The 11,713-nt window shown below is 56.7% G+C and carries 11 protein-coding genes; 9 read left to right on the plus strand and 2 right to left on the minus strand.

The window, feature by feature from the left end; translation table 11 throughout:
• Positions 1-51: 51 nt before the first annotated feature.
• The 7 genes from VLV32_04935 to ccmI are packed head-to-tail and all read left to right on the plus strand — an operon-like array spanning position 52 to position 5,723.
• On the plus strand, positions 52-840 hold the full coding sequence (locus VLV32_04935) for a heme ABC transporter permease (GenBank protein ID HUL41233.1): 789 nt from the start codon (positions 52-54) through the stop codon (positions 838-840).
• A complete protein-coding gene (ccmD, locus tag VLV32_04940) occupies positions 837-1,019 on the plus strand; it encodes a heme exporter protein CcmD (protein HUL41234.1) in 183 nt (60 codons plus the stop codon). The genes VLV32_04935 and ccmD overlap by 4 nt, the downstream gene beginning before the upstream one ends.
• Positions 1,016-1,501: a cytochrome c maturation protein CcmE gene (gene ccmE / locus VLV32_04945; GenBank protein HUL41235.1), complete on the plus strand. Its 486-nt coding sequence runs from the start codon at positions 1,016-1,018 to the stop codon at positions 1,499-1,501. Before ccmD ends, ccmE begins: the two co-directional genes overlap by 4 nt.
• Positions 1,501-3,525 carry a heme lyase CcmF/NrfE family subunit gene (locus VLV32_04950; protein HUL41236.1) on the plus strand — a complete coding sequence of 675 codons (2,025 nt, stop codon included), beginning with the start codon at positions 1,501-1,503 and terminating at the stop codon, positions 3,523-3,525. The genes ccmE and VLV32_04950 overlap by 1 nt, the downstream gene beginning before the upstream one ends.
• Positions 3,522-4,046: a DsbE family thiol:disulfide interchange protein gene (locus VLV32_04955; GenBank protein HUL41237.1), complete on the plus strand. Its 525-nt coding sequence runs from the start codon at positions 3,522-3,524 to the stop codon at positions 4,044-4,046. The genes VLV32_04950 and VLV32_04955 overlap by 4 nt, the downstream gene beginning before the upstream one ends.
• A complete protein-coding gene (locus VLV32_04960; GenBank protein HUL41238.1) occupies positions 4,039-4,506 on the plus strand; it encodes a cytochrome c-type biogenesis protein in 468 nt (155 codons plus the stop codon). The genes VLV32_04955 and VLV32_04960 overlap by 8 nt, the downstream gene beginning before the upstream one ends.
• A complete protein-coding gene (gene ccmI / locus VLV32_04965) occupies positions 4,503-5,723 on the plus strand; it encodes a c-type cytochrome biogenesis protein CcmI (protein ID HUL41239.1) in 1,221 nt (406 codons plus the stop codon). Before VLV32_04960 ends, ccmI begins: the two co-directional genes overlap by 4 nt.
• Positions 5,724-5,780: 57 nt before the next feature.
• On the opposite strand, the gene VLV32_04970 is transcribed toward ccmI, so the two are convergent.
• Complete coding sequence (locus tag VLV32_04970) at positions 5,781-7,865, minus strand: MtrB/PioB family decaheme-associated outer membrane protein (GenBank protein ID HUL41240.1); 2,085 nt, start codon at positions 7,863-7,865, stop codon at positions 5,781-5,783.
• 31 nt (positions 7,866-7,896) lie between these two features.
• Positions 7,897-9,054 (minus strand): DmsE family decaheme c-type cytochrome, encoded by a 1,158-nt coding sequence (locus tag VLV32_04975; protein ID HUL41241.1) that lies wholly within the window; start codon positions 9,052-9,054, stop codon positions 7,897-7,899.
• A 513-nt stretch (positions 9,055-9,567) separates the two neighbouring features.
• On the opposite strand from VLV32_04975, the gene VLV32_04980 reads away from it, so the two are divergent.
• Entirely contained in the window at positions 9,568-10,872 is a 1,305-nt protein-coding gene (locus VLV32_04980; protein HUL41242.1) for an ATP-binding protein, read from the plus strand.
• Positions 10,869-11,429 (plus strand): response regulator transcription factor, encoded by a 561-nt coding sequence (locus tag VLV32_04985; GenBank protein ID HUL41243.1) that lies wholly within the window; start codon positions 10,869-10,871, stop codon positions 11,427-11,429. Before VLV32_04980 ends, VLV32_04985 begins: the two co-directional genes overlap by 4 nt.
• Positions 11,430-11,713 lie beyond the last annotated feature (284 nt).

Here is an 11,713-nt window from a genome sequence, read left to right on the forward strand (position 1 = left end):
CGATTCGCCGCATTGGGGCAGGTCTCAGGAAATCAGGATTATTTGAATATGATGTATGTGACACCTGAAAACACGGTGGCGGGACAACAACAGCTCGTCGGCCATTTCAGCTGGTTCAAGTACTCATCGCCGCAAACGTTCTTCCGGCTGGCCGGGAAGCTCGCGCCCTGGTTCGCAGTCGCGGCGCTGGTTTTCGCCGTGGCGGGATTGTATCTCGCGTTTTTTGTCGCTCCCACGGACAGCCAGCAAGGCGAGGTCTACCGTATCATTTTCATCCACGTGCCCGCTGCCTGGATGTCCATGTTCATTTATGTCGTTATGGCGTTCTGGTCCGGCATGGGGTTGACATTCAATACGCGGCTGTCCGGCATGATGGCGAGCGCTCTCGCGCCCACCGGCGCGCTGTTCACGTTCCTGGCGCTGTGGAGCGGTTCCCTGTGGGGCAAACCGACCTGGGGTACCTGGTGGGTTTGGGACGCGCGCTTAACGTCGGAGCTTATCCTGCTGTTTCTTTATTTCGGTTTCATGGCGCTCAAGGCCGCGATCGATGATCCGCGCCGCGCCGACAAGGCGGGAGCGGTGCTTGCACTCACCGGGGTCATCAATATTCCTATCATTTATTTTTCCGTGCAATGGTGGAATACCCTGCATCAGGGCGCTTCGGTGAGCTTTACAAGCGCGCCGACCATGGCGGCCACCATGTTCGCCGGCATGATAGTAATGGCGCTCGCGTTCTGGATGTACAGCATCGCGGTTACGCTGATGCGAGTTCGGTGCATCATCCTTGAACGTGAATGTGACTCCCAGTGGGTGGCAGAATATATGGGCAGTGTCAAATGAACTGGGCAAGCTGGAACGATTTTTTGGCAATGGGTGGCTACGCACTTTACGTGTGGGGCTCCTATGCCGTGGTGTTCGCGCTTCTGGCAACGGAAATTGTGCTGCTGGCATTGAGAAAACGCAGAATCCTGCAGCAGCTTGATCGTATGCGCAACGCAGCGCGCGGGGGCATATTATGAAACCGCGGCATAAACGGTTCGCGGCAATCGCGGTGGGCATCGCCGCGCTCGGAGCGGCCGCGGGATTAGTGTTGAGCGCGCTCAACAAGAACCTGGTTTTTTTCTTTACTCCGTCACAAGTGGCGGCGAACGAAGCCCCGCGGTCGCGTGATTTTCGCATCGGGGGACTGGTCGTCCCGGGAAGCCTCAAGCGCCAGCAGGACGGCTACTCGGTGCAGTTTATCGTGACAGATACGGCGCGAAGCATCAAAGTAAATTATCGCGGTACGCTTCCGGATTTGTTTCGTGAAGGAAAAGGCGTGGTCGCGCAAGGACACCTCGGCCCCGATGGAATATTTCAGGCCAGCGAAGTGCTCGCCAAGCACGATGCGAATTATATGCCACCCGAGGCCGCGGATGCCGTCAAAAGGGCGCGTGCTATGGTCAAAAAAACCTCGCAGACGCTGGTAACGGATCCTCCGGACCCAGTGAAGAAACGCTGATGATTCCGGAAATCGGTCAGTTCGCGCTTGCGCTGGCGCTGGTTATTGCGCTGGCACAGAGCGTGATCAGTCTGGTTGGAGCTGCCAGAGGGGAGGCCGCATGGATGCGGTTCGCGCGCCCTGCGGCGCTGGGACAATTCATCTTCGTGGCAATCGCTTTCGGTTGTCTCATGTATTCCTTTATCAACAAGGATTTCTCTGTCGCCTTTGTCGCGGCCAATTCCAATTCCGCGCTGCCCCTGCAATATCGCATCGCCGCAGTTTGGGGCGGGCATGAAGGCTCGCTGTTATTGTGGGCGCTGATCCTGGGAGCGTGGATGGCCGCGGTAGGCATTTTCAGCCGCCGTCTTCCTGAAGATATGGTCGCGCGCGTTCTTGGCGTAATGGGATTGGTAAACGTGGGCTTTCTTTCGTTCATGCTGTTTACATCAAACCCGTTCGACCGTCTGTTCCCGGTGCCTCCCGACGGTCGCGATCTCAACCCGCTGCTGCAAGATCCAACCATGGTGCTGCATCCACCGGTGCTGTATACCGGTTACGTCGGGTTCTCGGTGGCATTCGCTTTCGCGATCGCAGCCCTGCTCTCGGGACGACTGGACGCGACATGGGCGCGCTGGTCGCGCCCCTGGACTATCGTTGCCTGGACGTTCCTCACGCTCGGAATTATGCTTGGCAGCGCGTGGTCGTATTACGTGCTTGGATGGGGCGGATGGTGGTTCTGGGATCCGGTGGAGAACGCATCATTTATGCCCTGGCTGGTGGGCACCGCGCTTATTCATTCTCTCGCGGTCACTGAAAAGCGCGGCACCTTTCGCAGTTGGACGGTACTGCTTGCGATTTTTGCGTTCTCGCTAAGTCTGCTGGGCACTTTCCTGGTCCGTTCCGGGGTGCTGAGTTCGGTACACGCCTTTGCGACCGATCCCAGGCGCGGCATTTTTATCCTGGCGTTTCTTACTGTGGTAGTCGGCGGCTCACTGGCGCTTTTCGCGTGGCGTGCGCCGCGCATCGGCCTGGGCGGAAGTTTCGATCCCGTTTCCCGCGAATCGCTGCTGCTCACTAACAACGTGCTGCTGGTGGCGGCTGCCGGCTCCGTATTGCTGGGCACGCTTTATCCGCTGGTGCTGGATGCGCTCGGCTTGGGCAAAATTTCCGTCGGGCCCCCGTATTTTGAAACCATATTTGTGCCGCTGATGACGCCTGCGCTGTTTTTGATGGGAATCGGCCCGCTCGCGCGATGGAAGAAAGCAAGCTTGCCCAAACTCGCGCAGCGCTTGCGCTGGGCCTTCGCGGTGAGTGTTGCGACCGCTCTGTTGCTTTCGTTCACGATTGGTCGCGCCAGCGTATGGGTAAGCCTCGGGCTGCTGCTCGCCTTGTGGATCGCTGCATCGGGCGTAGTAAATATTTGGGGTAGAGTCAGCAACAGCAGCGGAACAAGCTTGACGGCGCGATTCGCCGGTATTTCAAGCGCATATTACGGAATGCTGCTCGCGCATCTGGGGGTCGCGGTGTTCGTCGTCGGCGTGACACTGGAGAAAGGATACGATACACAGAAGGACGTGCGCATGGGCCCGGGCGCAACGGCGCAGGTTGGCGGTTATACGTTCCGCTTCGACGATGTCGAGCAAATAACCGGCCCCAACTACACCGCGGCACACGCTACGATCACAGCCATGAAGGACGGCAAGCTCATCGCAGTGCTGCACCCCGAAAAACGCGTTTACGCATCGCAGGAAAGCCCAATGACGGAGGCCGCAATCGATCGCGGCTTCACCCGTGATTTGTACGTGTCTTTGGGCGACCCGGTTGATTCCAGCACCTGGATCGTGCGCCTGCAATTCAAGCCATTCGTCCAATGGATTTGGGGCGGCTGCTTGCTCATGGCGCTGGGCGGATTGCTCGCGGCGCGCGACCGCCGGTACCGTGTCGAAACCCGGCGCCCGAGCATCGCGCCGTATACGGCGCCCAGTACGGCGGCGGCCGGAGTGCGCTTGGGCAGCACCGTGATTCGGGAGACCCTGCATTGAGGTACTACCTGGTGCTCGCTGTTTTCATCGCGCTGGTCGCGCTGCTTGCAGACGGCCTGACCCTCGACCCCCACGTGGTTCCTTCCCCGCTCATCAATAAACCGGCGCCGCATTTCGAGCTGCCGCAATTGCGCGATGCGAACAAAATTTTTTCGGAGCGGGATATGGTCGGAAAAGTGTGGCTGCTCAACGTCTGGGCGTCGTGGTGCGTGAGCTGCAGGGAGGAACACCCGGTGCTGCTCGAGTTCGCGAAGAGCAATGTGGTGCCGGTTTACGGGCTCGATTACAAAGACACGCGCGAGGACGGTGTGGCATTGCTGGAACGCTTCGGGGATCCATACCGTATCTCGGCCTTTGATTCGGAAGGTAAGGTCGGCATCGACTATGGCGTTTACGGCGTTCCGGAAACCTACGTCATCGACAAGCGCGGCGTGATCCGCTACAAGCAAATCGGTCCGATTACACCGGACATCCTGAAACACAAGATCATTCCGCTGGTGACCCGTCTCAATAATGGGTAAGGTGCTCGTCCTGATACTCGCCGCGCTGGCCATCGATATCGCGTACGCGGCAGATAGAGCGCCGGCGCAGGAAGACCCGCAGCTGGATCAGCGCGTCATGGCGCTCGCAGGAACTCTGCGCTGCCTGGTGTGCCAGAATGAGACGATTGCCGATTCGCCTGCGGATCTTGCGAAAGACCTCCGAAAACAAATCCGCGAAAAAATGCAGCAAGGCTTGAGCGACCGGCAGATCATCAATTACATGGTTGCGCGCTACGGTGACTTCGTTCTGTACCGGCCGCCACTGAAAGCCACTACGATATTGCTCTGGTTTGGTCCGCTGCTGTTCGTCGCGGCGGGATTAGGCGCGCTGTTTTACCGTCTAATGCGTCGCCGCAAGGACGCAGTGCTCGAGGTCTCGGAAGCGGATCGCGCACGCGCTGCGGCGCTGCTCAAATCCGACAGCCCAGAAATCCGATGAGCGCGTTCTGGATCGTGGCAGCATTTTTCATCGCCGCTGCGCTCCTGCTGCTCGTGCCCCCACTTCTGCGATACAGGGCCGGTGGCGGCGTATCGCGCAGTGCTTCAAATGTCGCGATTTATCGCGATCAGCTGCGAGAACTGGAAGCCGATATGCGCGCGGGCAACTTGAGCGCCGAACTTTATGAACAGTCGCGCCGTGAGATTGAAGGCCGGCTCCTCGAAGACTTAAGGCGCCCGGATAGCGCCGAAGCCCCAAGTAAAAAGTGGCGCAGCGCGGCTATTGTGCTCGCAATCATCATCCCATTGTGCGCAGTAGCTCTGTACTTCATGGTGGGAACCCCGCAAGCGCTCACGCCTGAGGGTGCGGCGCCCCATGGGCTGAACGCGCAGCAGATCCAAACGATGGTTGACCGCCTCGCGGAACGGCTTAAAGCGAATCCCGATGACGGCCAAGGCTGGCTGATGCTCGGACGCTCATATACCGTACTCGGGCGCTTTCAAGACGCTGCAAACGCATTCGCTAAAGCGGTTGAACTCCTGCCGAACGATGCCGAAGTGCTCGCGGATTATGCCGACGTATTGGCGACGGCGCAGGGCGGGCAATTGCAAGGTAAGCCAGAAGAATTGATCTCGCAAGCGCTCAAGATTGATCCCAATAATCCGAAGGCGCTGGCTCTGGCTGGGACAGTTGCTTTCAACAAAAAGGATTACCGGACCGCAGTGGACTACTGGGAACGCCTATTGCGCTTAGTGGCCCAGGAGGACCCTGAATTCGCGCGCCAAGTGAGCGCAAGCATCGCTGAGGCACGGCAGCTTGGCGGTTTGGCCAGCGCGCCCCGGACGGCGCCCGTGGCAACTGCTGCGCCGACTGCAAAAGGTCTCAGCGGCGTGGTAAAGCTCGCGCCCGAGCTCGCTGGAAAGGTTGCGCCCACCGATACGGTGTTCATCTTCGCGCGAGCGGCGAACGGCCCGCGCATGCCGCTTGCGATCATGCGCAAACAGGTACGCGACTTGCCGATAACATTCAAGCTGGACGATACCATGGCCATGGCGCCTGAAATGAAAATATCGAACTTCCCGCAGCTTGTGGTGGGTGCGCGCGTCTCGAAATCTTCGAACGCCATGCCGCAAGCCGGCGATTTGCAGGGGATGAGCGGCACCGTGACCAACGGTGCCGCGGGAATTACCGTTTTGATCAATACGGAAATACGCTAACTAACCCGGCAGCTTACTTAAGCGCGGCATAGAGCGCGTGTGGAAAACAGCAAGCCGCTACTGAAAAGTGAAATAATAGCTCACGCCGAAGAAGTTAACGACCTGATTGGGATTTTCAATTACAACCGTGCCGTCGTTGTAAACCCAGGCATTCCAAGTCCAGTCGCTGGTCTTAAAGCGGCTATAGTTGTACAGGAAGCGCACACCCATATTCTTATCAAACGCGTAAGTCGAATTGAGCTTCACACTCAAAATTTGGGTGTTTACACCAGGTACAGTTCCAACCGGCGCGGTGCTGATGGGGGGAACCAGGGCTTCGGTCGGATAGTTGTCACGGATACTGGAATATTCCACATCCGCGCCAACGCCGACTTTGCCTGTGATCTTGCCCTTCATTCCAAATCCAGCGGTGTCAGAAACCGTTCTGAGTTGGGCCTGCCAGATCGGATTTGCCGCCGTTGCCGGGCATATACCGCCGTTTACGGCAGCGGACTGGCAAGTTATCTGGCTAACGCGAACGTCGTTACGCGAATAAAAGGCATTTGCCTGCCATTTCTCACTGAACACATAGGTGCTATCGAGAGAATAATTCTGGGTCCAACCGGATTGCAGCCCAAGAGGTTGGAATTGTTGAACGTCTCTGCCGGAATAATCAACCCAGCCGCCGCTACCGAAAGCTTGGAATGACAAGTTATCCGTCGCCTGCCAGTTCGTCGTTATTTTCGCTGTGTTCGCAACGCGGTTTGCCTCATTAAGAGGTGCGATATCATTGCTGCCGAGTGGACTGGCCGTCGTCGGGTGAAACAGGACATTGGTATACCAGGGCGAACCCCAGCGGTCGGCGTGCGTAAAGGTCAAGGCGCCGGTGACGGTATCAGAAAGCGCGCGCCGCAACTCAGCTTGCTCGGTCAGCTCATTCGTCTTGGGCCTGTAGCTCACCGCGCGATAGTAAAATTCGTTGCGCTCCGTGATCAGGTAATCCACACCGCCGGTAAAACGAAAGCCCATGGGCAACTGGTAAAACGCTTGCAGCTTGTTGTCTATGGTCTTGAGCGAGCGCGGTTCATTGGTGCCATCGGTCGTCGAGTTTGTTGTTGTTGCTAGCGTGGCAGGAGTGAAAAATTCGTAGATCGGGGTCTCGTCGTTACGCTTTTCATAGTGGGAATTGGCCAATATCGAGAGCTTCGGCGTGATCTGGCTTGTCAAGCCCGCCTGCAACACGGTTGTGTCCAGCTGTCCCATAAGGTTGCTAGTGTGGGCGTTGGACGGAACGATAAAATCATCGTCCTGGATCTGGTAGGTATATGCGCCTGTAAAGGTGCCGCGCGTGTGCGGGGTAAAATTGTAAGCGGCGGTCACATGTGCTTGGTACGACGAATTGCTGGGCGGCAAAGCCATCTGAGTGAAAATAGCACTGTTGGGAATATTGAGCACGTTATTGGCATTTTCGAACCAGGTCCCGTAAAAACCTCCCGAAACCTGCAGCTTTTCGCCGGTGTAATTTAGAACTGCGTCTATCTGTTGCGTCGTTTGATCGATTGGGTCCGCAAGAAAATTCCACGTCGTGAAGGTGCCTTGACCCCACGGGCGCTCGCCGTTCTTATCTTCATGCTTGTATGTCAAGTCAAAACTGTATCCGGCGGGCAGAATCTTGTTCACATCCAGTGTGAATCGCTTGCGCTCGGTTTCGAATTCGACGCTTCGCGGGATCGTGCCGTTTATGACGTTGGTATTTGTGCCAATTCCCGTTAGCCCTGTGATTATTGTGAATGGGTTATAGCGGGGTATTTCGCTATAGTCCAGCGAAACACCCCAGTCGCCCTGGCGCTTAACCTCCGCACGCATTTCGCGGTCATCCAATGCCAGATCGCGCACTAAGAGCTTGTACCAGGTTCCGGTGTCGTTGTCGCGCTTGACAATGTCCCAATCCATCAACCCATAAAAGCCCCTTTGGTTCATACCGTTGTACTCTCCGAAGTACGCGGCGTTATTGTTGAATACAAAGCCAACTCCGTTGCTAACCGTGCTCTCGGGCGTAATCAGGCGGTAAATTTCAGCCTCATCTGAAGCTACAGCTGTTTGCGAGAGGCCCGCAAGCAGGACGACTGTCAGCGGAAAGCTGTAGCGTGTATGCATATCCATGATTGGCCTCCCATCTAATTATTATGATGTGTCACCGCCGCAACGCCCTTCCGGATGAGCTAGTACCCGACAACGGGTTGTTGCTGCCATGGATTTCGGTATGGCAGTTCAGGCATCCGCGCGCCAGGATGACCCCCATGTTGAGATTTTCCGGACGGCCCGTCAGCGCATCCGGGATCGTTCCACGATGGCTGTTTGGCTCGTGGCACTCCTGGCAAAGGAACGGCGGCCGCACCTTGAGCAGAAAGGGCATGGTCGTGCCGTGGGGATTATGGCAAATCGTGCAGTTCTCCTGCACCGGCGGGTGATTGCGGACAAACGGCCCGCGCTTTTCCATGTGGCACTGGTAGCAGGTTTCGTTAACGTTCTCCCGGACCATCAGGAAAGGCGACACCGAGCCATGCGGGTTATGGCAATCCGAGCAAACGACTTTGCCTTCCAAGATCGGATGCCGGTATGGACGGATGATCTGGACGCGTTGCTCCTTGTGGCAGGTAAAGCAAACTTGCGGCTGGGTGAGCCTTTCGCGAACTTTATCGTGCTGGATATGAATCTGGTGGCAATTCGTGCAGGCGACTTCGTGAGTCTGGTGCGTGCTCCCCTGCCAAAGTATGCGCGCGCTCCCTTGATGGCACGCCAGGCAGGCCTTGTTGCGGTCTGCAATCGGAGTCGTGGAGTTCTTGCGGAAATCGCGGTCGACCTTGACATGGCGGTTGGCGAGGTGCTTCTCGCTATCGCCATGGCAACTGGTGCAGGTCGGCGTGCGGGTATCGGCGACGGTGCCGTGCTCGGTCCTGCCGATCATCAGGACCGGATATTCTTCATTCTCATTGTGGCAACGTGTGCATTTCGCGTCGCCTTTGAGGACCAGGTCTTTGGCCGGTTTCTTTTCGGATTCCTCCATCCCGCCCGCAGCACTCGGTTCCGTGCCTGCTTGTTCTGCCGCTTGCCCTACCTTTTTTACCGCAGGGGCAGACCCCGGTTGCTTGCCGGATTGATCTACCGCAGGGAGAGAATTAGGTGAGTTGCCGGCTTGATCTACCGCTTGTTCTACCGATTGCAGCGTAGGGACGGAACCGGAATCCTTGTTTGATTCATCTGCGGCGGCGGCACATGAATATCCCGCTATCGCCATGGCCAGCAGCAGAAGCACGCTCTGCTGCCAGGCCATTTTTATATTTTGTTTCATTAAGCGGTTCCTCCCTGAAGAAACCACGAGCACTCCGGAAACTTTCCTGGGGTACCTCGAATTGCTGTCTTCTATTCTGCCGCCCGCGGCCTTCTGGCTCTTGTGCGCAGTGCGGCGACGAAAACCGATGCAGTTATTGGTCTGCTTTTATTTTATAGCGCACCGAAATAACCCCACGAGTACCATCTTGCAAAAATTTCTAAACGCAGGCTAACTCCATTTTTGCTACTCGCATTTGATCTAAATCAATCTCCCGCATTTGTATATTTTTGTACCATACTTGATGCATCGCACAATCTTCAAGGAGTTGGCTGGTTCGAAACGTCGGATCTATACCAAGTCGTCCTAACCTGCATCTAAGTAATTTCCAATTAAAAACGCCGATACAGATTCACCTGGACATATGCTAGGATCGTTGACAGACAATTTGAATGTGGCATTTTGCCGCGCGGCAAATTGCCACGCGTCGGCCACAAGCCGTTCCGGCTTTTAGGCTTCGCACCGGGAATTAAAATGTCAGGGCCTACTACAACCGAGTTGCCGGAAAGCTATACACCGCCAATGCTAGTACGGGATAATTTGCGGCAACTCGCGCTGTTCAGAAGCATCGCAATTACTGGCCAGGTCATCACTGTTGCGTTCGTGCATGACGGTTTGGACATTCCGCTGCCGCTGTTTCCTCTCGCGGGCGCAATCGGTTTTCTGGCGCTGTTCAATCTGGCGACCTGGCTTCGTCTGAGGGACCTCCGATCGGTTTCCGACCGCGAGTTTTTTTTGCAGCTGCTGGTCGATGTCGCGGTCCTTACCGTGCTTTTATACTTCACCGGCGGCGGTACCAATCCATTCGCGAATATGTATATTCTGCCCCTTACCATTGCTGCAGCGGCACTTCCGTGGGCCTACACGTGGACTGTCGCTGCGATCTCGGGAGCCTGCTATCTGTCGCTCATGTTCTTCAACGTGCCATTGTTATACGCGAACGGCGAACCGCTGCCTTACACACTGCTTGTCGCAGGCATGGCAATCAATTTTGTGATTACGGCGGGCATAATTGCGTATTTCGTGGTCAAGATTACCGGTACGTTACGCAAGCATGAAAATCTACTGGCGCGGGCCAGGGAAGCCGAACTTAACAATCAACGCATCGTTCAGTTGGGTGCATTCGCGGCGGGCGCGGCGCACGAACTGAGCACGCCTCTTGCGACGATGGCCGTGGTTGTGAAGGAATTACAGGGACGTTGGCACAAAAGGACAGCTCTGCTCAACGAACTCCACGTCATGTCCGATCAGATCGAGTTGTGCAAGGGCACTTTGTCCAACTTGCTCGCGGCCGCCGGCCACGCCCGACTGGACGGCGGTGGCAAGCTCGCGCTGGACGAGTTTTTGAAAACCGTGGTTGGAAAATGCCGAACAATGCGCCCCGGGGTCAACGTCGCGTGCCGCTGGCACGGAGCGCTGCCAGCCCCGGAAATTGTTGCGGATCAAAGTTTGCGGCAGGCCATCATGAACTTGCTCAACAACGCAGTCGACGCGTCCCCCGAGCAGGTCGAAATGGAAGGGAAATGGAACGAACAGGAGTTGTGTATCTGGATTCGCGACCGGGGGCACGGAATACCTCCCGAGGCTGCGGATAAAATCGGGAAGGTTTTTTTCACTACTAAACCGCCGGGGAAAGGCAGTGGCATGGGCTTGGTGCTGAGCAATGTCATTATTCGCCGCTTTGGCGGCTCGGTTAAGATATTCAACCAACCGGAGCGCGGGGCGTGCACCGAAGTGCGGCTGCCTTTGGCTCCTTTCCTGGTGTCGGCCGGCTCATGACAACTCTCTACCGCAAGGATCGTGAGGATCGTCCCAACCTGTTATTGGTGGACGATGATGTGACCTTCTGCTCGGTGCTGTCGAAGGCCCTGGAAAAACGCGGCTTTAGGGTCAGAGTCGCGCACAGCATTGCCGCAGCGGTCAGCGCTATCGAGGACAGTGCTCCGGAGTTCGCCGTCATCGACCTTAAGATGCCCGACCAGTCAGGGTTGATGTTGGTTTCGAAAATTAAAGCGCTGCGCAAGCAGAGCAAGATCGTGGTGTTGACTGGATACGCGAGCATCGCGACGGCGGTGGAAGCGATCAAGCTCGGCGCAGTGTATTACCTGAGCAAACCGGCCGATGCCGACGAGATTGTTGCGGCATTTTACCGTGACGCGGGTGATGCATCTGCACCGGTCAGCGAGAAACCGCTTTCGGTGAACCGGCTGGAGTGGGAGTATATCAATCGCGTACTGATTGAACACCATGGCAACGTCTCGGCCACGGCGCGGGCGCTGTCGATGCACCGTAGGACGCTGCAACGCAAGCTCCAAAAGCACGCCAACAAGAACTAGGCCGAAGAAGCGGCTTCACCCTCACCACAACAACCCAATACAGGGAGCACGGGCCCGCAAGTGCGGCAGCATACTGCGGCGTGGCAAGGTTTTTGATCTAAGTCAACCAGGCTCTACATCCGCGAAGGGCTTTATCACACAACAATGCGACCGTTGCGCGCCCGCCGCACCAAAATCGCCATACGCGGCACCACTGATCAGGCTTATCGGTACCCAGCGTCCTCAGCCCCTTACTCGTAACCCTTCGGCAGATGATGCGCAATGCCCTTGTGGCAGTCTATGCA

This window comes from Burkholderiales bacterium, from assembly GCA_035518095.1.
In the GTDB taxonomy this organism is placed as follows: domain Bacteria; phylum Pseudomonadota; class Gammaproteobacteria; order Burkholderiales; family JAHFRG01; genus JAHFRG01.

Coding starts and splice junctions, on each gene's coding strand:
- VLV32_04935 (HUL41233.1), top strand. CDS start 52: ATGTATGTGACACCTGAAAACACGGTGGCGGGACAACAACAGCTCGTC.
- ccmD (HUL41234.1), top strand. CDS start 837: ATGAACTGGGCAAGCTGGAACGATTTTTTGGCAATGGGTGGCTACGCA.
- ccmE (HUL41235.1), top strand. CDS start 1,016: ATGAAACCGCGGCATAAACGGTTCGCGGCAATCGCGGTGGGCATCGCC.
- VLV32_04950 (HUL41236.1), top strand. CDS start 1,501: ATGATTCCGGAAATCGGTCAGTTCGCGCTTGCGCTGGCGCTGGTTATT.
- VLV32_04960 (HUL41238.1), top strand. CDS start 4,039: ATGGGTAAGGTGCTCGTCCTGATACTCGCCGCGCTGGCCATCGATATC.
- ccmI (HUL41239.1), top strand. CDS start 4,503: ATGAGCGCGTTCTGGATCGTGGCAGCATTTTTCATCGCCGCTGCGCTC.
- VLV32_04970 (HUL41240.1), bottom strand. CDS start 7,865: ATGGATATGCATACACGCTACAGCTTTCCGCTGACAGTCGTCCTGCTT.
- VLV32_04975 (HUL41241.1), bottom strand. CDS start 9,054: ATGAAACAAAATATAAAAATGGCCTGGCAGCAGAGCGTGCTTCTGCTG.
- VLV32_04980 (HUL41242.1), top strand. CDS start 9,568: ATGTCAGGGCCTACTACAACCGAGTTGCCGGAAAGCTATACACCGCCA.
- VLV32_04985 (HUL41243.1), top strand. CDS start 10,869: ATGACAACTCTCTACCGCAAGGATCGTGAGGATCGTCCCAACCTGTTA.